The organism is Mycobacterium sp. 1274761.0 (assembly GCF_001668615.1).
Lineage (GTDB): Bacteria > Actinomycetota > Actinomycetes > Mycobacteriales > Mycobacteriaceae > Mycobacterium.
In genome coordinates, this window is the sequence record NZ_LZMC01000084.1 from 45,466 (window position 1) to 65,937 (window position 20,472).

The following is a 20,472-nucleotide window of genomic DNA, read 5'->3' on the forward strand; positions in this document are numbered from 1 at the left end:
CAAGCTTTACGCTGGCGTTGTGACCCCGTCGGACGCGACCGGCCGCAAACCCGCCGACCTGCCCGAATTGACCAACACCATTGTGGTGGCGGCGTTCGAGGGCTGGAACGACGCCGGCGATGCGGCCAGTGACGCGCTGGAGCACCTGGACGCCATCTGGGAGGCCGAACCGCTGATCGAGATCGACGACGAGGCTTACTACGACTACCAGGTGAACCGGCCGGTCATCCGGCAGATCGACGGCGTCACCCGCGAGCTGGTATGGCCGTCGATGCACATCTCGCACTGCCGTCCGCCGGGCTCTGACCGCGACATCGTGCTGATGCACGGCGTCGAGCCGAATATGAGGTGGCGCACATTCTGTGCCGAGCTGTTGGCCATCGCCGACAAACTCAACGTCGACACGGTCGTGATCCTCGGCGCGCTGCTGGCAGACACGCCACACACGCGACCGGTTCCGGTGTCGGGCGCGGCCTACTCCCCCGACTCGGCGAAGTTCTTCGGCCTCGAGGAAACCCGCTACGAGGGCCCGACCGGTATCGCCGGGGTGTTCCAGGACGCGTGCGTGGCGGCCGGCATCCCCGCGGTGACGTTCTGGGCCGCGGTCCCGCACTACGTGTCGCAGCCGCCCAGCCCGAAGGCGACGGTGGCATTGCTGCGCCGGGTCGAGGAGGTCCTCGACATCGAGGTCCCGCTGGCCGACCTGCCCAGCCAGGCCGAGGAATGGGAGGAGGCGGTCAGCGAGATGACCGCCGAGGACGAGGAGATCGCCGAGTACGTGGCCTCGCTCGAACAGCGTGGCGACGCCGAGGTCGACATGACCGAGGCCCTCGGCAAGATCGACGGCGACGCGCTGGCCGCCGAGTTCGAGCGCTATCTGCGCCGCCGCGGTCCCGGCTTCCGGGGCTGACCCCGTTACCTGGCGACGTTCTCGGTGCGCGCACTCATGGAGCGGCCCAACGCCTCCACCTCCGCGTCCATCTGGGGCAGAAGGTCCGGTACGACCTTCAACGTGCCGGCCTCGCCGAAGCGCGTCGACAGCAGCGGCTTGAGCCACCGCATCACCGCCACGTATTCCGGACAGTAAATATAGCGTTTGCGCGCCTCGATGCCCTTGACGAACGCCTTGCCGCACGCTTCGACCGAGGTCGTCTTGCCCAGCGGCCCAGGCAGCGCATCGAGCATCTTGCGGAAGCTCGGCAAGTCCGCCTTGGCGTCCTGCACTAGCGGCGTGTCGATCCACAGCATGTGCGCGGATCCGACGCCGACGCCGTGGTGGGTCACCTCGAGCCGCAACGCGTTGGCGAACTGTTCGACACCGGCCTTGGACAAGTCGTAGGGCGCCAGCCCCGGCGAGGCGGCGAACGCGGCGGCCGAGGACACCACCAGCACGTAGCCGCGCCGGTCGATGACCGACGGCAGCGCCGCGCGCACCGTGTTGAACACCCCGACGATGTTGATGTCGACCAGCTTGCGGAAGGCCTCGGGGTCGACCTTGAGCACCGAGCCGTATGTCGAGATTCCGGCGTTGGCCATCACGATGTCGATACCGCCGAACCGGTCGACGGCGCGGGCGGCGACATCCTGCATGGCGGTCAGGTCACGGACGTCGGCGACGGCGGTGAGCACCGCGTCGGCGCCGAGCTCGGCGCCGATGTCATCCAGCGCCTCCTTGTCGACGTCGACCAGCACCAACCGCGCGCCTCTGTCGTGCAGACGGCGCGCCACCTGAGCACCGACTCCGCGGGCGCCGCCGGTGATCAGGGCGACCTTCTGGTTCACGGAACTCATTTGCACTCCCTTCCTCGGACGTTCACAAACTGATGCCCAGCAAGGCGTCGACTGCCGTCGCCACCGTTCGCGGGGCATCCGTGTCGTGACCCCCGTACTGCAACCCATCAGTGGCCCAACCGTCCAGCGCGGCAAGGGCTTTCGGCGTGTCGAGATCGTCGGCGAGGTATCGGCGCACCCGGGCGATCACGTCGGCGGCGTCCGGTCCCGCCGGCAGCGCGGTCGCGTCGCGCCACCGCTGCAGCCTGGTGACGGCGTCCGACAACACCGCATTGCTCCACGACCGGTCGGCGCGGTAGTGGCCGGCCAATAGCCCGAGCCGGATTGCGGCGGGCTCGACGCCGTCGGCGCGCAGCCGCGACACCAGCACGAGGTTTCCACGGCTCTTGCTCATCTTGTGGCCGTCCCAGCCGATCATGCCCGCGTGCACATAGTGACGGGCGAATCTGCGCTCCCCCGTGACGCATTCGGCGTGCGCGGCGGAGAACTCGTGATGCGGGAAGATCAGGTCGCTGCCCCCGCCCTGGATGTCGAGTCCGGTGCCGATCCGATCCAGTGCGATTGCTGCGCACTCGACGTGCCAGCCGGGCCTGCCGGGACCGAACGGCGACGGCCAGCTGGGCTCACCGGGCCGTTGGGCCCGCCACAGCAGCGCATCGAGCTCGTCGCTCTTGCCTGGCCGGGTGGGATCGCCGCCGCGCTCACCGAACAGCCGCAACATGGTGTCGCGGTCATAGCCCGACTCGTAGCCGAACTGTGTGGTGGCGTCGGCGCGGAAGTAGACGTCGGGGTATTCCGCGTCATCGACGACGTAGGCCGCGCCCGAGGCGAGCATCTTCTCGACAAGCTCGACGACCTCGGTGATGGCCTCGGTGGCCGCGACGTAGGACCGCGGCGGCAGGATCCGTAACGCCGTCATGTCCTCGGCGAACAGCGCGGTCTCCCGGTCTGCCAGCGCGCGCCAGTCGACACCGTCGCGCTGCGCACGCTCGAACAGCGGATCGTCGACATCGGTGATGTTCTGCACGTAGTTGACCTCGTGGCCAGCGTCCAGCCACAGCCGGTGCACGAGGTCGAACGTCAGATAGGTGGCCGCGTGGCCCAGATGAGTGGCGTCGTACGGGGTGATGCCGCAGACGTACATGGTGGCCGTGTCGCCGGCGGCCACCGGCCGCACCTGCCGGTCAGCGGTGTCATACAGCCTCAGCTGCGGACCGCGTCCCGGCAGTACGGGGACGCTCGGCGCCTGCCACGACTGCATACCCTCGACTTTAGGGGGTTCGCCATGGACCGCTTCTGATGAGGGACCTGATCGCGGTCAGCAGCACATCAGCGAGCTCCTGACGGCACATCAACAGATCGGGCAGATACGGATCGCGGCGGTTGTAGATCAGCGGCGAACCGTCCAACCGCGACGCGTGCATGCCGGCGGCCCGGACCACGCCCGCGGGAGCGGCGGAGTCCCATTCCCACTGCCCGCCTGCATGCAGATAGGCGTCGACCTCGCCGCTGACCACCGCCATCGCCTTGGCGCCCGCCGAGCCGATCCGGATCAGCTCGATGTCCATCTGGTCGGCCAGCCGCCACAGCACCGCCGGTGGGCGGCTGGCGCTGGCCGTGATGCGGATCGGGCCGTCCCCGCGGGGCGCGGGCGGGACCACTGTGTCGCTGCGGTAGACCTCGCCGAAGGCGGGAAGCGCGACCGCGGCGTCTGTAATTCCGCCCTCGGACCCGCTGGGGCCCGGGCTCTTCGGGCCGCCGGGACCGAACCGCTGCCATAGCGCGATGTGTACGGCCCAGTCGTTGCGCAACGTGGAGAACTCCCAGGTTCCGTCGAGCGGGTCGACGATCCACACCCGGTCGGCGTGCACCCGCGATAGATCGTCGACGGCTTCTTCCGACAGCACCGCGTCTCCGGGGCGTTCGCGCGCAAGGCGGTCGAGGATCAGCTTGTTCGCCCGCCTGTCCCCGGCGTCGCCGAGCTCGTAGGGATCCCAGTACCCGTCATGGCGACGCACCTCGAGAAGCAGCTCACCGGCGTCGCGGGCCAGTTCGGCGGCCAGCGCGGCGTCGCTCAGGGTCACAGGTGCAGTATTGCCGAATAATGAACCGGTGACCGATCGGGCCATCAGAACCGCGCAGGTCCAGCCGCCGACGATCAAGGTGAAAGACCTGACCGGGCCAGGCAGTTCCGCGGAGCGGTTCGGGGTCGGAGGCACCGATCTCGGCATCGCGGTCGCCCTCGCCGACGGGCGCACCGGCTTCATCTTCGGGGACACCTTCGACGGCTGCCGCGCGGGCGGTCCGGGATGGCGCAGCCCGGTCATGCTCCGCTCACACGACACGTCGCTGCGGGCCCTCAATGACGGGGTCGTGTTCCACGACTGCGTCGGCGGCGATTACGCACGCCAGCTCTGGGATTACGTGCACGACGCGCCGCCGTGGCGCAACGGCGGGTTCTCGACGGCGCTGCCCGCCGACGCCATCACGATCGGCGGCAGGCTGTATCTGTTCACGATGGTCAACCGCGGCCTGCACAATGTGCTGTGGACCGAGATCAGCTACAGCGACGACTGCGGCGAAACGTGGCATGACGCAGAGCCGCACGCGCGTCGGCTAGGCTCGCACTGCGACGGCCGGCAGCAGTTGATCACCTGGGAGCGGGATCCCGAAACCGATGTCGTTTACGTCGTCGCCAGCGCCTTCAACCGTAACGAGAATGCTTTCCTGTTCCGGGTGCCCGCCGACGACCTGCTGGACCGCTCAGCGTGGCAGCCGTGGGCCGGCGGCTGGTTCAACCGTGATCCGGCGCCGCTTCTGCCGGCCGGGACGACGGTCGGCGAGATGTGCCTGCGGCGCGTCGAGAACCATTGGGTGTTCAGCTATTTCGAGTCGAGCTCGGGCGCGATCCGGGTGAAGGTGCTCAACCGGCCGACCGATGATTTCGGCGCGGCGCCGACCACCACGGTGTTGCGCAACACCGCGTGGCCGTCTCCGAAGCGCAGCCCGCCCGACGGGTGCACCACGGGCACGCTCAGCCAGCTCTACGGCGGCTATATCGTCCCCGGCTCAACGCTGCGTAATCTGCATCTGGTGGTCAGCCACTGGAACACCATCGACGGATCCAACTGGCCGTACCGCGCGATGCAGTACCGGCACAACGCCACGATGCGGCTCTGACGTCAGAAGGCGGGCCACGGGATGGGACGATGCCGGTCGGGCGTCGGCATCACCGGGTTGTCCAGCAGTGCAACGGCTCTACGCCGCAATGCGTCCACCTCACGTCCGGTGATGTGCTCGCGCAGCTGCTCGCCGAGCGTTCCTCGGACGTCGTCGCGCAATCGTGCGACCGTCTCCAGCGTTTCGTCGTCGACCGGCTTTCCCGCCCATCCCCACAGCACGGTCCGCAGCTTGTCCTCGATGTGCATGCTCACGCCATGGTCGACGCCGTATACATGACCGTCGACACCCGACAGGATGTGTCCGCCCTTGCGGTCGGCGTTGTTGATCAGCACGTCGAATACTGCCATCCGGCGCAGTCGCGGATCGTCGGCGTGCACCAGCGTGACCTCGTCACCGGAGTAGTCGAACGCGCGCAGCACCGGCAGGAAGCCCGGCGGAATGTGGCCTGCGGGAAGCAGATCCACCAGATCGGGCCCGGCGTCCTCTGATTGGTTGACATCCGCGGTGTCGCCGGGCTGGTCCACCCACAGCTGCAGCATGCCCGGGCCCGCGGACCCGTCACGAATGATGGTGTAGGGCACGATGTTCCAGCCCAGCGCCGTCGACACCAGGTAGGCGGCGAGCTCGCGGCCGGCCAGCGTGCCGTCGGGAAAGTCCCACAGTGGGGCCTCACCGGCGACGGGCTTGTAGACGCAATGCACGGTCCGCTCGTCGAGGCATGCCTCACAGAGAAAGGTGGCGTTGCTTGCGGATCGAATACGCCCGATGACGGTGAGTTCGCCGCGCCGCAACGCCTCGCGATCGGACTCAGGCGTCGGGTTCATCGTCGGACTCGAGCAGACTCCGCCGATAACCGTTGGTGCGCACACAGATGTGGCCGTCGGGGTCGAGGGGCTCGTCGCAGAGCGGGCAAGGCGGGCGTCCGGCCGAGATGACACGGTTGGAGCGGGTCGCGAACTGCCGCGCCGATTCGGGCGTCAGGAAGACCCGCACGGCGTCGGGGCCGTCCTCGGCGTCGTCGAGCACGACCGACGCGTCGAACTCGGTGTCGGACACCGCGAGCAGCTCGACCACCACCGTCTGCGCCTCGGCATCCCAGCCGAGGCCCATGGTGCCGACACGGAACTCGGCATCGACGGGGGTGACCAGCGGGCTGAGGTCTTCCACTTCGGTTTCGGGCGGGATCGGCGTGCCGAACCGGCGGTTGATCTCCAGCAGCAACGCCGCGATCCGCTCGGCGAGCACAGCGACCTGCTGCTTCTCCAGCACCACCGAGATGACCCGCTTGTCGTGCACGGCCTGCAGGTAGAACGTCCGGTTGCCGGGCTGCCCGACGGTCCCGGCCACGAAACGGTCGGGTGTGCGGAAGACGTGGATTGCGCGGGCCATGGCTCCTCCAAAATACCGCGCTCAGTCGGTCGTGCCGCCGACCACCGCGTCGCCCGACGGGACGTCTTCCGCCTTCCCGTCGGCGGCTTCGGGCGGCTTGGCGGCCAAGCCAGCCGCCAGTTGGTCGCCGGTGTGGTTGACGTGAACGACGAAGGGCCGCAGCGGTGTGTACCGGATCACACTCATCGACGCCGGGTCTGCGGTGATGCGCTGAAAGCTGTCCAGGTGGGTGCCGAGCGCGTCGGCCACCACCGCCTTGATCACGTCGCCGTGCGTGCAAGCCACCCAGAGAGCATCGCCGCCGTGTTCCTCGGCCAGCCGGCGGTCGTGCTCGCGGACCGCCTCCACGGCGCGGGCCTGGACATGAGCCAGCCGTTCGCCGTCGGGGAACACCGCAGCGCTGGGCTGTTGCTGGACCACCGCCCACAGCGGCTCCTTGACCAGGTCACCGATCTTGCGGCCGGTCCACTCGCCGTAGTCCACCTCGGAGATGCGTTCGTCGACGACGGGTTCGACGCCGAGGGCTTCGGCCAGCGGTGCCACGGTGCGCTCGCAGCGCAGCAGCGGTGACCGCACGATGGCGCGGATCGGCAACGATCCGATGCGATCGACCAGCGCCTTGGCCTGCTCCAGGCCCTTCTCGTCGAGGTCGACACCGTCGGCGCGGCCCGCCAGCGTGTGCGCCGTGTTGGAGGTCGAGCGGCCGTGCCGCAGCAGGATCACGGTCATGTCGTTTCCTCGCCCGAGGGCTCGTCAGTCATGTCGTTTCCTCGCCCGAGGGCTCATCAGTCATGTTGCCGCCACCGCCCCGGTGCCCAGCAGAATCAGCACGACCGCGCCGAGGACGATGCGGTACCCGACGAACCAGTACATGCTGTGGCGGACCAGGAAGCGCAGAAACCACGCCACCGCGGCGAAGCCGACGATGAACGCGATGAGCGTCGCGACAAGCAGCTGCGGACCGGTGGCGCTCATTCCCTCCCCCACGGGGTGAAACGCGTCGGGCAACGAGAACAGCCCGGAGGCGAACACCGCCGGAATGGCGAGCAGAAAACCGAATCGGGCGGCCAGTTCGCGGTCCTGGCCGAGGAACAGGCCCGCGCTGATTGTCGCACCGGACCGGGACACCCCAGGCACCAAGGCGAGGCACTGCGCGAGACCGACGATGACGCTGTCGCGCCACGTGAGTTGGTCGACCTGGCGGGTCTGCCTGCCGACATACTCCGCGGCGGCGATCACCACCGAGAAGACGATCAACGCCGACCCGATCAGCCACAGATTCCTTGCGCCCGTTCGTATTTCATCTTTTAAAAGCAGGCCGAGCACCCCGATGGGAATGGTGCCGATGATGACATACCAGCCCATGCGGTAGTCGGCGTCGCGCGCGGTGGCATTGAACAGCCCACTGAACCAGGCCTTGATGATGCGTGCGATGTCGCGCGCGAAATACAGCAACACGGCCAACTCTGTGCCCAGCTGCGTGACAGCGGTGAACGAGGCGCCGGCGTCGTCGGCGAAGAACAGCCGCGATGCAATGGCCAGATGCCCCGACGACGACACCGGCAGAAACTCGGTGAGCCCCTGCAGCACCGACAACACCACGACCTGCAGCCACGACATCGCCGGCACCTCGATCACGACGACGACCGTACCGTGCGGTGTCGTCAGTGCGCCGTGCGCGACACCGGCTCCGCGTTGGCCACAGCGTCGCGGACCGCCGCCACCAGGCTGCGTTCGTCAAACAGATCGATGTCGCCCGCCTTGGCGGTGGCCATCGCCACCACGTCCTCGGCCTGCGGGACGGGGCCTGCCAGCCGCGGGCGGTAGATCTCGACGATCAGCTGCTGGTGTTCGACATGGAAGGAAAAACTGCGGCCTTCGCTCAGCTGGCCAAAGCCGCTGGCGTGTAGACCTGTCGAGACGTCCTCGATGGCAAACCCCTTGTCGCCTGAGTCACGGCTCGGCGCAAGGCTCATGACCGCACCATACCGCGTCGGGCAGCCTGCATACACTTGCTGTTCGATTGCCGTCCAATTTGCACGCCGGAAAGCTACCCCTTGCTAACACGTGTCAAACATGCAGGTCAGGTGGCGTGTTGTGGCCTACTCCTACTTGTCGGGTGTGGTGTGACGGCCTGCACATCGGAGCCGGACACGGCGCCGCCCACCATCGCGCCCGCGGAGCCGGCAGTATCCCCGCCCGTGACCAGGCGGCCCGCTGGTGTCGTACGACCCATGCCCGGCCGTGCGCAATCGGTCGTCTTCGACGCCGCGACCGCCTCGCTGGCGGCCCTCAGCCCGGACAAGAGCGGACACGCGGTTGTCACCGTGCTGCCCGCCAAGGGTGTGGGCCGGGTCATCCCATTGCCCGCCGCATCGACGGCCATGACAGGCGACAACAACGGCCACCTGTACGTATCGACCCGGGGCGGGTACTTCGCGGTGGACCTCGGCCAGGACCGGGTCAGCCGGGTGCCGGTCGACCGGCAGGACGGCACCGACTTCACCGCGATCGCCCGCCGCGCCGACGGAAAGCTGGTCCTGGGCAGCACCGACGGCGCCGTCTACACCTTGACCTCCGACACCGCCGTCGAAGCAGAGCTGAAGATCTTCGCCCGGGTCGATGCCCTTGTCACGCAAGGCAATACGGCAGTGGTGTTGGACCGCGGGCAGACATCGGTGACCACCGTCGACGCCAGCGGCACGAAGGCGGCGCAGTCGCTGCGCGCCGGCGAAGGCGCCACCACTATGGCGACCGACCCGGCAGGACGCGTGCTCGTCGTGGACACCCGGGGTGACGGGTTACTGGTATTCGGCATCGACCCGCTGATCCTGCGGCAGCGCTATCCGGTCCGCGACGCGCCTTACGGCCTGACCGGCTCATCGCGGCTGGCCTGGGTGTCACAGACGACCACGAATACCGTTATTGGTTACGATCTGGCAACCGGAATTCCAGTCGAGAAGGTGCGTTACCCAACTGTGCAGCAGCCCAACTCCCTGGCCTTCGACGAGGCGTCAGACACCCTGTACGTGGTGTCGGGCGTCGGTGCGGGCGTGCAGGTGATCGCTCATGCCGGGGGCGGCCGATGAGCCCGGTGCAGCACGGCGTGCTGCCGCCGGGCTGGGATACCGACCTGTCCGACGACTACGAATGGGTGCCGCTTCGGCTGCCGCCGGACGTCACCCGTCTGAGCGCGTCCACGCGTCTGTCCATCGAGGCGGAATACCGCGGCTGGGAACTGACCCGTGTCCGGCTCTACAGCGATGGCAGCCGCCGAGTGCTGCTGCGCCGCAAGAAAACCGCCGTCAACGGCTTGGACGCCGCCGATCCGTCGGCGATGTGACCGGGATATCTTTGTCCTCCTCACGTCCGGGTGTGTACAACGCCGTGCGGCAGGCGCTCTTCTTGGTGCCGCCGGAGCGCATCCACACCTGGGTTTTCCGGGCACTGCGCACCGGGACCGCCCCACGAGCGTCCCGCCGGGCCCTCACAAGATGGCTGGCGCCGCGCGATCCCGTCCTGGTGAGCGAGGTGTTCGGGGTACGCTTCCCCGGGCCGATGGGGCTGGCCGCCGGGTTCGACAAGAACGGCGCCGGGCTGACCACCTGGGGCGCGTTGGGCTTCGGATATGCCGAAGTCGGCACGGTGACCGCCCAGCCCCAACCCGGTAATCCGCCGCCGAGGTTGTTTCGGCTGCCGCAGGACCGGGCGCTGCTCAACCGGATGGGGTTCAACAACCACGGAGCCGGCGATCTGGCTCTGCGCCTGGCGCGGCACATCCCCGATGTGCCGATCGGGGTCAACATCGGCAAGACCAAGAACGTGCCCGCTGAACGCGCCGTCGACGACTACCGCGAAAGCGCGCGGCTGCTGGGTCGCCTAGCCGCCTACCTCGTGGTCAACGTCAGCTCGCCGAACACGCCCGGCCTGCGCGACCTGCAGGCCGTCGAATCGCTACGACCGATACTGGCCGCGGTGCGCGAGGAAACGTCCACTCCGGTACTGGTGAAGATCGCACCCGACCTGTCCGACGCCGACATCGACGAAATCGCCGACCTCGCAGTCGAATTGGGCCTCGCCGGCATCGTGGCAACGAACACGACCGTGTCCCGCGACGGGCTGGTCACCCCTGGCGCGGATGAGCTGGGCCCCGGCGGTATCTCCGGCCCACCGGTGGCGCGCCGCTCAGCTCAGGTGTTGCGCCGGCTGTACGCGCGGGCGGGCGATCGACTGGTGCTGATCAGCGTCGGCGGCATCGAAACCGCCGACGACGCGTGGGAGCGCATCACGTCGGGGGCTTCGCTGCTGCAGGGCTACACCGGCTTCATCTACGGCGGCGGCCTGTGGGCCAAGCACATTCACGACGGCATCGCCCAGCGACTGCATGAGGGCGGGTTCTCGTCGCTGGCCGACGCCGTCGGCTCCGCCACGCGCTGAGTGCTCTTACGGGGTCTTACGGGGTTTACTTCTGCTCGTAGGTGCCGTGGATGATCGCGCGCGCGATCGCCTGCTGGAACAGGTTGAAGCCCAGAAACGCCGGGGTGGCGTCGTCGGGCAGATCCAGCTTCTCGGCGCCGACGGCGTGGACGACGACGAAGTAGCGGTGGGCGCCGTGTCCCGGCGGCGGCGCAGCGCCGATGAACCGCTTCTGGCCGGCGTCGTTGGCCAAAGTCAAAGCGCCGCCGGGCAATTCGCTGCCGTCGCCGGCCCCTGCGGGCAGCTCGTTGACCGTGGCGGGCAGGTTGGCCACCGCCCAGTGCCAGAAGCCCGAGGCCGTCGGAGCGTCGGGGTCATAGACGGTGACGGCGAAGCTCTTCGTCTCCTCAGGGAATCCCGACCAGCTCAGCTGCGGGGAGATGTCCTCGCCGCCGGCCCCCATGATGCCGCTGACCTGGTCGTTCGACCATGCCTCGCCGTCCTTGAACGACTCGGAGGTCAGCGTGAACGTCGGAAGCTTGGGCAGGTGATCGTAGGGGTTGTACGGAAAAGCCATGTGATGCCTGTCCTTTCGAATCGTGTGATCAGCAGTGCAGCAGGAAATGCTCGAGAACTTCGGCGCCGAACGTCAACGCGTCAACGGGTACCCGCTCGTCGACGCCGTGGAACAACGCTGCGAAATCCAGATCCGGCGGCAGCTTCAGCGGCGCGAAGCCGAAACACCGGATTCCCAGCGTGGCGAAGTGTTTGGCGTCGGTGCCACCCGACAGCATGTAGGGCACGGTGCGGGCGTCAGGGTCGGCAGCCAGGATCGCATTGTTCATCGCCTCGAGCAGTTCGCCGTCGAAGCTGGTCTCATAGGCAGGCAGGTCGGTGATCCACTCGCGGGCGATGTCGGGGCCGATGATCTCGTCGACTTCGCGCTCGAAAGCCGCGATCCTGCCCGGTAATACGCGGCAGTCGACGACGGCCTCCGCGGTCGCGGGAATGACGTTGGCCTTGTAACCGGCCTTGAGCATCGTCGGGTTGGCGGTGTCACGCAGCGTCGCGCCGACGATCTTGGCGATCGGACCGAGCTTGGCGATGGCACCCTCGAGATCCGGCGAGTTCACGTCGAACGTGTAGCCGGTCTCCTCCGCGACGGCCTCGAGGAACTGCTGCACCGAATCGGTTAGCACCACTGGGAAGCGGTGGCGGCCCAGCTTCGCCGTCGCCTCGGCCACCGCCGTCACCGCGTTGTGGTCGTGCACCATCGAGCCGTGGCCGGCGCGGCCGCGGGCGGTCAGCCGCATCCACTTCATGGCCTTCTCGGCCGTTTCGATCAGGTAGAGCGTGCGCTCGCCGCCGTCGCGGCGCGGGATCGTCAGCGAGAAGCCGCCTACCTCGCCGACGGCCTCGGTGACGCCCTCGAAGAGGTCGGGCCGATTGTCAACCAGCCATTTGCAGCCATACTTACCGCCGGCCTCCTCGTCGGAAACGAAGGCGAACACCAGATCGCGCGGCGGCACGACGCCGGATCGCTTGAAGCTGCGCGCGACCGCGATGATCATGCCGACCATGTCCTTCATGTCGACCGCTCCGCGGCCCCACACGTAACCGTCCTCGAGGGCGCCCGAGAACGGGTGCACGCTCCAGTCCGAGGCTTCGGCGGGCACGACGTCGAGGTGGCCGTGCAACATGAGGGCGCCTCGCGAGGAATCTGCGCCCTTGAGCCGCGCGAAGACGTTGGCCCGGCCGGGCGCACCGGCCTCGATGTATTCGGTCTCGTAGCCGACCTCTTCGAGCTGTTCGACCACCCAGCGGGCGCATTCCGCCTCGCCTTTTGTGGTGGCGAGATCGCCGGTGTTGGACGTGTCGAACCGGATCAGCGCACGGACCAGGTCGACGACCTCGTCGACGGCGTTGGGGGGTTGGCTCACAGTCACCTTTCCTACCACTCGCAGCGGCGTCGGGTTTGGGCCTGGGCTGGCCCATCCGATAGCCTTAGCTGCTCCCAGCAGTTGTTCGGGGGCCGAGTCCGAGTGGCGGAATGGCAGACGCGCTAGCTTGAGGTGCTAGTGCCCTATTAACGGGCGTGGGGGTTCAAGTCCCCCCTCGGACACAGCTGTGATGAGTCAGGTCATGAGTTACACCTGAGTCGCGTCATCGGTTACACCTCGCCCCGGCCATCGGCCGGGGTTTTCTGTTGGTTGCGCCAGTAGTTGCGGTCGGGATCGATGGTGTGGCTGGCGATGAGTTGGTGGCCGGTTTTGCTGATGACAGTGACGGTGTGGGTGGTTACCAGGATCAGGACTGGGGTACCGGCGTGGTTTCGGCCGATGCCGAGGTGTGTAGTCGGCTGCCGTGGCGCAAGGTGAGCTTGCCGAATTGGTCGACGGTGTCGTGGCGGATGCGGAAGTGTCTCGGTAGCCCCGGCGGGGTGGGCTTTGGGCCGGGCCAGGTAGGCGGTTTGTGGTGTGACCCGCGGGCTTGGGCGATCGTCGAGGGATGGGGGCGCCCCGTGAGCCAGAGTTTGAGGGTTCGGTGGAAACGTTCGATCTTGCCTTGGTTTTGTGGGTGACCGGGCCTACCGTTTTTTTGGATATTTCCTAGGCTGGCCAGCAGTCGTTCGAAGTCGTTGTGGCCGTGGGTGAATCGCGAGGTGTAGACCGACCGGTTGTCGGTCAATGTCGAGGCAGGCAGCCCATAGGTGGTGACTGTCCTGGTGAAGCTGGCCACCACGTCGCCGCCACCGACACGCCGGTAGGCGGTGCAGGCCAGCAGGTAGCGGGAGTGGTCGTCGAGCCAGGACAGGGTCTCGACGTCGGTGCCGTCCGCCAGTGCCCAGTGGGTGAAGTCCGATTGCCAGCACTCGTTGGGCTGGAGGACGGGGCGAGACTGCTCCTGCCTGCCAACCCATGCACCCCGGAGATGGACCGATCCTAAAGCCACAACCGGCGAATCCCTTCATCCTGAAAGCCAACCGCCCAGCGCACTGCGGCGCCAACACACTGCAGTAGTAACTAGGATGGGACAAGGAACTTTGCGGGATTCCCAACTCAGTTCAACGTTCGACCCAGGAGATTGCGATGAAGACGAAGAAACTCATCGCCAAAACGATGGTTGTCGCCGGCCTTATCTTGCCTGCCATCGGGCTAGAAATGCCCGTAGCAAGTGCAAGTCCGCCCGTGCCATGGGTCCCCGGATGTCAGGCACTTACACGCCCGGGAGGATGTAAGGCGTCCGGCACTACCGCTCCGACAGCGCCGGCGACAATCGGCGCCCCTGCACCGACGGCGTCGGCGTCAACGGTGGTGAACGGCAACATTGTGGCGCCGACCACCAAAGCCAGGCCCCTCGGATCTCGTACTGCCGCCACCGTACAAACGGTGCCGGAGACAACGATGACGAACGGCAATACTGTGGCGCCGACCACCACGGCTAGGCCCTTCGGATCTCGTACTGCCGCCACCGCACAAACGGTGCCGGAGACAACGATGACGAACGGCCACAATGTGGCGGCGACCACCACGGCTACAGCCAGCGCTGGAGTCGCCCCTGGTCGCCACAACCCAAGCTCCGGAGGGCCGCCAGCGAGGTTGTTCGGAGCGCTATCCGGATTGCTAGGCATCCGCTGAAACACGCTCCTAGCGATAGTCCACCAAGCTGTCGCGGATGAGGGGGCCATCGGTGGTTGTCCGCGTTTAGGGACTTGGTGCGGTCGTGGGCGGTGCGATTTCCGAAGAACACTGCCATTGCGTGGGCTGTCGGCGTCTTGGTCGCCTCGGGCGCCCCGCCCCGCCGGTTCGTGCGCCAAGGAAGTTAAGGGTGTAAAAGCTGGGAACGCTTTAGGTAACCCTCGCCAGGCGCGGGGAACGCGATCGCGTCGTCGAGGATGCCCGCCAATACACCGCCCGCGCGGTTGACCACTGTGGCACTCGTCCCATTGCGGGAGATCCGCTGCGGCCGAAATGGCCATCATCAGTCTCGACCCCGGCGACAGAATGCTCCGGAACTTTGAATAGTCCGAGACACAACTTCTTGAGGCGGACGGATGTTTAGACTCTCGAACCCCTGGGCTACTTCCGGGACCTACAGAACGAAAAGGGGCCCATTATGAGTGAAACCAACGTGGACGTGACGCGAGACGAAGAGGGGAACGTGCACGCTCATTGGGTCGGCTCGATGACCTTCCACCCGAGTGTTTACGGCGACCCCGAATCATTTCATTCGCTGATGGAGGACTGCGTAGAGGAATTTACGAGGGTCTTGCGGGCCAAAATTGACCTCAACTTCAAAACTTAGGGTGGTTGGCTTTATCGAAGTACCTGGACGCCTGTACCTGTGAGAACTGCGGCTATGCGCGAATAACTAATCGCAACTGACAAATCAGGCGGTAATGCTTCGCACCAACCGTAGACCCCACGCCGCCGCAGATCCGCGGCGGATGCCCGCAAACCGGCGTGACATGCGATGTGAAAACTCTCTTTGCTGGTATGGCGCGGTTTCTTGTTGATCTACCCCCTGCACCGCGACCATGCGGAGAGTCGCGGCACCGTCGCGCAACCGCGATGCCGCCTGGTACTGCGGCGAGGCGTACCAGCGCTTTGCCATCTCGAGATCGGGGAATTCGAGGACTACCAGCCGCGCAGGAGTCCAGTCGCCCTCGAGAACGGCGAATTCGCCTCCGCGGACGACGAATCGGCCCCCGCAGGCGACAATCGCGGCCGCCGCCGCCGCCTTATAATGCTTGTACTGCTCTGGGTCGTGGATGTCCGTCTCGACGATCACGTAGGCGGCTGCGGGTGCGTGATTCGCTGTGTTGCTGGCTTGCACCTCTAAGGCTCCTTTTCCGTCCCCCCGGACCTCGACGCGCTTTTGACAAACCTAGAACACATTTTGCTCATCCATCGGCTTTTTTCGTCATGTGTTAGCCAGATTGTCCGCTGCAGGGTCCGCCACAGCTCGTCGACGGCGGCTCGGTCCAACTTTTCAGCGCTGTGCGTGGTAGCGGATTGGGACTCGCATCACGCAATGAAGTGCGCGTATCGTCCCATCGACGTGGTGATCGCCAGCTCGATCACGCCGAGGATTGTTGCCTGTTCGCAGCCATCGATCCGTTGGCGATCGTCTTGGCGGTGCGCTTTGCACGCGGGCACGGTCCGCGTGCGGTTGGTGCCCACCGCGCCACGACCGAAAAAGCGTCGTCGATGCAGGCGAACTCGGCCGCTCCCCTTCAGCGCCTTAGTTGCAAGATCACAACCAGAGTCGTAGGCGGGCAAGTTCCCGCTCGGACAGTCAACAGACACCTACGTCCACACAGGCCTTGCGCCTCGGCGCTCATTGGACACTCAGCAATCCGTGCATGTCGGCGTGGTACTTGCAGTGAAACGGGTAGGTTCCAGGCGTCGGCGGAGCGGTGAAAGTCTGAGTGCCGCCGCCCCCGGATACCCGGATGTCGAACAGGTTGTCCTCGTCGGCAGTGACGGTGTGGTTCGGGTCGTCTTTATTGACGATGGTCAGCTGCTGGCCCGGTTTGACAGACGAGGGCACGGCGAACGCCATGTTAGAAATGACGATCTGACTGGCTGCGTCTTGAGCCGCGGGGGGATTTGGCACCGACGGGGACGGCGCTTGTGAGATCGAGTACTCGCTGGTGGGGCTTGCGGGACTGGGAGAGGGGGCTGACTCTTTAGTTCCGTTAGTTCCGCCGCAGGCCGTCAACGTGGCAGCGGAGAGCAGAAACGACCCGATCAGGGCCCCGATGCGTTTCATATTGTTCCTCGCCTTTTCGGTGAGCCAGCGGTGCCAAATACGTTAACCTCGTCGCCCCGGGAACCCAACTGCAATGGTCGAGATTTGCGCCAGGGTCGTAAGTCGGCCCTGTGACGACCCCCATGCAAATCGCGTCCACCCGGGGCCTGTTAGTACACGTCGCGGACATAGCGCTTGTCGGCCACCAAGTCCCGCTTGTAGTGGTGCGCGTCCTCCTCGGACATTTTGCCGTAGGTCTTGATGATGGAGGTCAGCGTTGCGTCGACGTCGCGGGCCATCCGGGTGGCGTCACCGCAAACGTAGAAATGAGCGCCGTCTTGCAACCAGCGCCACAGGTCGGCACCGTAGTCGAGCATCTTGTGCTGGACGTAGACGCGGTTGGCTTGGTCGCGGGAGAACGCCAGATCCAGCCGGTCGAGGAAGCCGTCGTGCACCATGTCTTCGAAATCATCGCGGTAGTAATAGTTTTCGCTGCGGCGCTGCTCACCGAAAAACAGCCAGTTGCGACCGGTGTGGCCGAGCGCGCGACGCTCCTGCAGGAAGCCGCGGAACGGCGCGATGCCCGTCCCGGGCCCCACCATGATCATCGGCGTGGTCGGATCCTTCGGCGGACGGAAATGCGGTGACCGCTGCAGGAACACCGGCGCCGCGTCCGCGCGGTCGGCCAGATACGTCGAGCAGACCCCGCCGCGCTCGGCCCCGCGCCGGCCCCGGTAGCGCACCACGGACACCGTCAGCTGCACCTCGTGGGGGCTGACCAGCGGGCTCGACGAGATCGAATAGCTCCTCGGGGTCAACCGCACCAGCACCTCTTGCCACTGCTGCGGCTCGGCCGACACCCTAAATTCCTCGACGATGTCCAGTCCGTTGCGACCGACCAGCCACTTGTTCAACTTGTCCGACGGCGCGCGCAGCACCTTGGCGGCCTTGCGGTCATTGCAGTTCTCGGCGACGAACCGCAACAGATCTGGGGTGACGCGGCAGATGTCGTAGCACTGGCCCAGCGCGTCGTGCAAGGTATGCGGTGCGCCGTCGACCTCGACGATTTCGTGGCCTTCCAGCCCGGTCGCGGTCAGCCAGGCATCCACCACGGTTCGGCTGTTGGTCGCCACCACGCCGAGCGAATCGCCGACAGAGTATTCGACGTCGTAGCCGGAGATGTCAAAGCCGAACTGCCGCACCTCTTTTGCCGATCGCGGTGCGGTCAACACCGTATTGCGTGACAGCTTGGCCAGCAGGGGATCCGCGCGGGTGAACGGTTCGTCGACGACGGTATCCGGTTGTGCCACCACGCCGAGCGCGGCGGCGACATCGTCGGCCCACTTCGTCATCGGCCCGTTGTCGTAGGCCTCACACTCGGCCCGTTCGATCAGCTTCTCTGCACCCAGAGCCGCGAACCTGCCGTCGATGGATTTGGCGTAGCCACAGAAGTCGGCGTAGGCGCGGTCGCCGATGCCGAGTACGGCGTAGCGCAGGCCGTCGAGCATCGGCGCATCGGGGGCACCGATGCGCTGCCAGAAACCCGCGCCGTTGTCGGGTGGGCCGCCGTCACCAAAGGTGCTGGTGACGATCAGCACGTCGCGGGCCGCCGCCAGTTGCGCCAGCGGCACCTCGTCCATGTTGGCCAGCCGCGAGTCGCCGAGCCGCCGCGCCAGCCGGGCCGCAAAGTCCTCGGCGGTGCCGGTCTGCGACGCCCACAGCACCAGCGGCCCATCTCCCCCGACGACCGTGGTGCTCGCCGCGCGGGTGGGTGCGGGCCCCACCGGTCGCGCGCTGACCGCGCACACCTTGAACTCCGGCTGCAGCGACTGCGCGTCGACCGCGTCGCTGGTCAGCGCGTTGATGGTCAGATACTCGCCGTGCTCGTCGTTCCAGTGGAACGGCGCGAAACACGTCCCCTGCCGCACGCGGTCGGTGACCACGGCGGGCAGCACCGCGCGTCCTCGCCGCGACGTGAGCTCGACCTGCTGGCCGTCGGAAATGCCTGCGAGGGCCGCGTCGGCCGGATGCAATTCGACGAACGGTCCCCGGTCCAACTTGTTGAGCTTGGCCACCCGGCCCGTCTTGGTCATCGTGTGCCATTGGTGCTGCAGCCGGCCAGTGTTGAGCACCAAGGGGAAATCGTCGTCGGGCAACTCGTGGGGATCCATGTGCGGGCGGGTGTGAAAGACGGCGCGGCGCGACGGCGTGGCGAACGCCAGCCGAGGACGGCGCCCGTCGGCGTCCACGAAGACCTCCTGGCTGACCCCATCGTTGAGGTAGCGGATCGGGTGCCGATCGGCGTCGTCGTCGGGTGGGCACGGCCACTGCAACGGCGTCTGCCGCAGCCGCGCATAGCTGACCCCGCGAAGGTCGTATCCGGTCTGCGGATTGGAGAACCGGGTGATTTCCTCGAAAACGTGCTCGCTGGAAGCGAAGTCGAAGTGCTCGCCGAAGCCAAGATGCTCGGCCACCTGACAGATCAACTGCCAGTCCGGGCGAGCCTGGCCCAGCGGCGGAACGGACGCCTGCAGCAGCGTGATGTTGCGCTCGGAATTGACCATGACGGCGTCGGATTCGGCCCACAGCGTGGCGGGCAGCACGATGTCGGCGTAGCGGTTGGTCGCGGTGGATTCATAGGCGTCCTGGGTGATGACCAACTCGGCCGCCTCGAGCCCGGCGACGACGGTCTTCCGGTTGGCCACGGTGGCAACGGGATTCGTGCAGATGATCCAGCACGCCTTGATCTCGCCGGCCGCCAACTTTTCGAACATCGCGATGGTCCCGGGACCGACGTCGTCGCGGATGGTGCCGGCGGGCAGGCCCCACTGCTGTTCGACGAATTCGCGGTCGGCGGCTGAGGTCACCGCCCGCTGGCCGGGCAATCCGGGCCCCATGTAACCCATCTCGCGGCCACCCATCGCGTTGGGCTGGCCGGTGAGCGACATCGGCCCGCTGCCCGGACGGCAGATCGCGCCGGTGGCCAAGTGTAGGTTGCAGATCGCGTTCGTATTCCACGTGCCGTGGGTGCTCTGGTTAAGGCCCATGGTCCAACAGCTCATCCACTCGCCAGCCTCGGCGATCATGCGCGCCGCGGTGCGGATGTCGGCTTCTTCAAGGCCGGTGATCTGGGCGACCCGGTGCGGTGGGTAGTCGGCTAGAAACGCCGGCATATCGGCCCAGCCCTCGGTGTGCTCGGCGATGAATTCGTCGTCTATGTCGCCGTTTTCAACCAGCAGATGCAGCAGCCCGTTCAGCAGGGCGAGGTCGGTGCCGGGTTTGATCTGCAGAAACAGGTCGGCGCGCTGGGCCGTGGTGGTGCGCCGAGGATCGACGACGATCAGCTTCGCGCCGGCCTTCATCCGTTCCGCCATCCGCAGGAACAGGATCGGATGGCAGTCGGCCATGTTGGAGCCGATGACGAAAAACAGGTCGGTGCAGTCGAAGTCGGCATACGAGCCCGGCGGGCCGTCGGCGCCGAGCGACTGCTTGAACCCGGTGCCCGCGCTGGCCATGCACAGCCGCGAGTTGGATTCGATGTGCACCGTGCGCAGGAAACCCTTGGCCAGCTTGTTGGCGAGATACTGCGCCTCGATGGACATCTGACCGGACACATACAGCGCGACGGAATCCGGGCCGTGCTCGTCGACGATCGCGCGCAACCGCCTGCCGGCCTCGGCGACCGCGTCGTCGACCGGGGTCGGCACCGCCTCCTCATCGCGAGACGGCCGCAGCAGCGCCGACTTCAGCCGCCCGTCCGCGGCGGCCATTATCTCGGCGTGCGTGGCTCCTTTGGTGCACAGCCTGCCGAAGTTGGCCGGGTGCAGCTTGTCGCCGGAGACCTTGGCGATGACGGCAGAGTCCGTGCCGGTGGTGACTTCGATGCCGCAGCCGACACCGCAGTACGAACACGCCGTCCGGGTAACCGTCATCGCCACC

Annotated in this window: 21 protein-coding genes and 1 tRNA gene; 7 read left to right on the forward strand and 15 right to left on the reverse strand. The window is 66.6% G+C overall.

The features are described 5' to 3' along the window. The first annotated feature begins 19 nt into the window (after positions 1-19). Entirely contained in the window at positions 20-910 is an 891-nt protein-coding gene (locus tag A5651_RS17730) for a PAC2 family protein (RefSeq protein WP_066983637.1), read from the forward strand. Positions 911-915: 5 nt separating this feature from the next. Here A5651_RS17730 and A5651_RS17735 read toward each other — a convergent pair whose 3' ends face one another. Genes A5651_RS17735 through A5651_RS17745 form a run of 3 tightly spaced genes read right to left on the reverse strand, consistent with a single transcriptional unit; the run spans position 916 to position 3,875 of the window. Beyond that, positions 916-1,791, reverse strand: coding sequence for an SDR family oxidoreductase (locus A5651_RS17735; protein ID WP_066983640.1), 876 nt, complete (start codon positions 1,789-1,791; stop codon positions 916-918). A 22-nt stretch (positions 1,792-1,813) separates the two neighbouring features. After that, a complete protein-coding gene (gene mshC, locus A5651_RS17740) occupies positions 1,814-3,052 on the reverse strand; it encodes a cysteine--1-D-myo-inosityl 2-amino-2-deoxy-alpha-D-glucopyranoside ligase (RefSeq protein WP_066983643.1) in 1,239 nt (412 codons plus the stop codon). 10 nt (positions 3,053-3,062) lie between these two features. Then, a complete protein-coding gene (locus A5651_RS17745; RefSeq protein ID WP_066983831.1) occupies positions 3,063-3,875 on the reverse strand; it encodes a 3'(2'),5'-bisphosphate nucleotidase CysQ in 813 nt (270 codons plus the stop codon). 28 nt (positions 3,876-3,903) lie between these two features. Between A5651_RS17745 and A5651_RS17750 the strand changes: the two genes are divergently transcribed. Further along, on the forward strand, positions 3,904-4,971 hold the full coding sequence (locus A5651_RS17750; protein WP_197496660.1) for a DUF4185 domain-containing protein: 1,068 nt from the start codon (positions 3,904-3,906) through the stop codon (positions 4,969-4,971). A 2-nt stretch (positions 4,972-4,973) separates the two neighbouring features. Here A5651_RS17750 and A5651_RS17755 read toward each other — a convergent pair whose 3' ends face one another. From A5651_RS17755 to A5651_RS17775, 5 genes are read right to left on the reverse strand one after another with little or no spacing between them, the layout of a single operon-like run. After that, the gene (locus A5651_RS17755) at positions 4,974-5,798 is read right to left on the reverse strand and encodes an SCO1664 family protein (protein ID WP_066983646.1); all 825 of its coding nucleotides are present in this window, start codon (positions 5,796-5,798) and stop codon (positions 4,974-4,976) included. Then, a complete protein-coding gene (locus tag A5651_RS17760) occupies positions 5,782-6,363 on the reverse strand; it encodes a DUF3090 domain-containing protein (RefSeq protein WP_066983649.1) in 582 nt (193 codons plus the stop codon). The genes A5651_RS17755 and A5651_RS17760 overlap by 17 nt, the downstream gene beginning before the upstream one ends. Positions 6,364-6,384: 21 nt before the next feature. Continuing rightward, a complete protein-coding gene (locus tag A5651_RS17765) occupies positions 6,385-7,092 on the reverse strand; it encodes a histidine phosphatase family protein (RefSeq protein WP_066983651.1) in 708 nt (235 codons plus the stop codon). A gap of 60 nt (positions 7,093-7,152) precedes the next feature. After that, a complete protein-coding gene (locus A5651_RS17770; RefSeq protein WP_066983837.1) occupies positions 7,153-7,983 on the reverse strand; it encodes an undecaprenyl-diphosphate phosphatase in 831 nt (276 codons plus the stop codon). Positions 7,984-8,027: 44 nt separating this feature from the next. Next, on the reverse strand, positions 8,028-8,339 hold the full coding sequence (locus A5651_RS17775; protein ID WP_066983840.1) for a hypothetical protein: 312 nt from the start codon (positions 8,337-8,339) through the stop codon (positions 8,028-8,030). 81 nt (positions 8,340-8,420) lie between these two features. On the opposite strand from A5651_RS17775, the gene A5651_RS17780 reads away from it, so the two are divergent. The 3 genes from A5651_RS17780 to A5651_RS17790 are packed head-to-tail and all read left to right on the forward strand — an operon-like array spanning position 8,421 to position 10,800. Then, the gene (locus tag A5651_RS17780) at positions 8,421-9,452 is read left to right on the forward strand and encodes a YncE family protein (protein ID WP_369803966.1); all 1,032 of its coding nucleotides are present in this window, start codon (positions 8,421-8,423) and stop codon (positions 9,450-9,452) included. Beyond that, positions 9,449-9,706, forward strand: a complete 258-nt coding sequence (locus A5651_RS17785; RefSeq protein ID WP_066983657.1) for a DUF5703 family protein — start codon at positions 9,449-9,451, stop codon at positions 9,704-9,706. The genes A5651_RS17780 and A5651_RS17785 overlap by 4 nt, the downstream gene beginning before the upstream one ends. Positions 9,707-9,738: 32 nt before the next feature. After that, the gene (locus A5651_RS17790) at positions 9,739-10,800 is read left to right on the forward strand and encodes a quinone-dependent dihydroorotate dehydrogenase (RefSeq protein WP_066983660.1); all 1,062 of its coding nucleotides are present in this window, start codon (positions 9,739-9,741) and stop codon (positions 10,798-10,800) included. Positions 10,801-10,825: 25 nt separating this feature from the next. Here the strand turns inward: A5651_RS17790 and A5651_RS17795 are convergent, their stop codons facing one another. After that, on the reverse strand, positions 10,826-11,356 hold the full coding sequence (locus A5651_RS17795) for a YbhB/YbcL family Raf kinase inhibitor-like protein (RefSeq protein WP_066983663.1): 531 nt from the start codon (positions 11,354-11,356) through the stop codon (positions 10,826-10,828). Positions 11,357-11,384: 28 nt separating this feature from the next. Next, a complete protein-coding gene (locus A5651_RS17800) occupies positions 11,385-12,725 on the reverse strand; it encodes a M20/M25/M40 family metallo-hydrolase (RefSeq protein WP_231988730.1) in 1,341 nt (446 codons plus the stop codon). 90 nt (positions 12,726-12,815) lie between these two features. On the opposite strand from A5651_RS17800, the gene A5651_RS17805 reads away from it, so the two are divergent. Beyond that, positions 12,816-12,901, forward strand: a tRNA-Leu gene (locus A5651_RS17805). A gap of 185 nt (positions 12,902-13,086) precedes the next feature. On the opposite strand, the gene A5651_RS17810 is transcribed toward A5651_RS17805, so the two are convergent. Both A5651_RS17810 and A5651_RS17815 read right to left on the reverse strand, forming a co-directional pair. Continuing rightward, positions 13,087-13,731, reverse strand: coding sequence for a DDE-type integrase/transposase/recombinase (locus A5651_RS17810; protein ID WP_066983669.1), 645 nt, complete (start codon positions 13,729-13,731; stop codon positions 13,087-13,089). A 256-nt stretch (positions 13,732-13,987) separates the two neighbouring features. Next, the gene (locus A5651_RS17815; RefSeq protein WP_156663034.1) at positions 13,988-14,251 is read right to left on the reverse strand and encodes a hypothetical protein; all 264 of its coding nucleotides are present in this window, start codon (positions 14,249-14,251) and stop codon (positions 13,988-13,990) included. 644 nt (positions 14,252-14,895) lie between these two features. Here A5651_RS17815 and A5651_RS17820 point away from each other — a divergent pair. Further along, positions 14,896-15,084, forward strand: a complete 189-nt coding sequence (locus tag A5651_RS17820) for a hypothetical protein (RefSeq protein WP_066983675.1) — start codon at positions 14,896-14,898, stop codon at positions 15,082-15,084. Between the two features lie 84 nt (positions 15,085-15,168). On the opposite strand, the gene A5651_RS17825 is transcribed toward A5651_RS17820, so the two are convergent. The 3 genes from A5651_RS17825 to A5651_RS17835 all read right to left on the reverse strand — a co-directional run bounded on the left by A5651_RS17825 (position 15,169) and on the right by A5651_RS17835 (position 20,465). Continuing rightward, positions 15,169-15,615 carry a DUF1330 domain-containing protein gene (locus A5651_RS17825; protein ID WP_066983678.1) on the reverse strand — a complete coding sequence of 149 codons (447 nt, stop codon included), beginning with the start codon at positions 15,613-15,615 and terminating at the stop codon, positions 15,169-15,171. A gap of 504 nt (positions 15,616-16,119) precedes the next feature. Continuing rightward, positions 16,120-16,554: a cupredoxin domain-containing protein gene (locus A5651_RS26260; RefSeq protein WP_066983681.1), complete on the reverse strand. Its 435-nt coding sequence runs from the start codon at positions 16,552-16,554 to the stop codon at positions 16,120-16,122. Between the two features lie 149 nt (positions 16,555-16,703). Beyond that, positions 16,704-20,465: a bifunctional nitrate reductase/sulfite reductase flavoprotein subunit alpha gene (locus tag A5651_RS17835; protein WP_066983843.1), complete on the reverse strand. Its 3,762-nt coding sequence runs from the start codon at positions 20,463-20,465 to the stop codon at positions 16,704-16,706. Positions 20,466-20,472 lie beyond the last annotated feature (7 nt).

Coding starts and splice junctions, on each gene's coding strand:
- A5651_RS17735 (WP_066983640.1), bottom strand. CDS start 1,791: ATGAGTTCCGTGAACCAGAAGGTCGCCCTGATCACCGGCGGCGCCCGC.
- mshC (WP_066983643.1), bottom strand. CDS start 3,052: ATGCAGTCGTGGCAGGCGCCGAGCGTCCCCGTACTGCCGGGACGCGGT.
- A5651_RS17755 (WP_066983646.1), bottom strand. CDS start 5,798: ATGAACCCGACGCCTGAGTCCGATCGCGAGGCGTTGCGGCGCGGCGAA.
- A5651_RS17760 (WP_066983649.1), bottom strand. CDS start 6,363: ATGGCCCGCGCAATCCACGTCTTCCGCACACCCGACCGTTTCGTGGCC.
- A5651_RS17765 (WP_066983651.1), bottom strand. CDS start 7,092: ATGACCGTGATCCTGCTGCGGCACGGCCGCTCGACCTCCAACACGGCG.
- A5651_RS17770 (WP_066983837.1), bottom strand. CDS start 7,983: ATGTCGTGGCTGCAGGTCGTGGTGTTGTCGGTGCTGCAGGGGCTCACC.
- A5651_RS17775 (WP_066983840.1), bottom strand. CDS start 8,339: ATGAGCCTTGCGCCGAGCCGTGACTCAGGCGACAAGGGGTTTGCCATC.
- A5651_RS17785 (WP_066983657.1), top strand. CDS start 9,449: ATGAGCCCGGTGCAGCACGGCGTGCTGCCGCCGGGCTGGGATACCGAC.
- A5651_RS17795 (WP_066983663.1), bottom strand. CDS start 11,356: ATGGCTTTTCCGTACAACCCCTACGATCACCTGCCCAAGCTTCCGACG.
- A5651_RS17820 (WP_066983675.1), top strand. CDS start 14,896: ATGAGTGAAACCAACGTGGACGTGACGCGAGACGAAGAGGGGAACGTG.
- A5651_RS26260 (WP_066983681.1), bottom strand. CDS start 16,554: ATGAAACGCATCGGGGCCCTGATCGGGTCGTTTCTGCTCTCCGCTGCC.
- A5651_RS17835 (WP_066983843.1), bottom strand. CDS start 20,465: ATGACGGTTACCCGGACGGCGTGTTCGTACTGCGGTGTCGGCTGCGGC.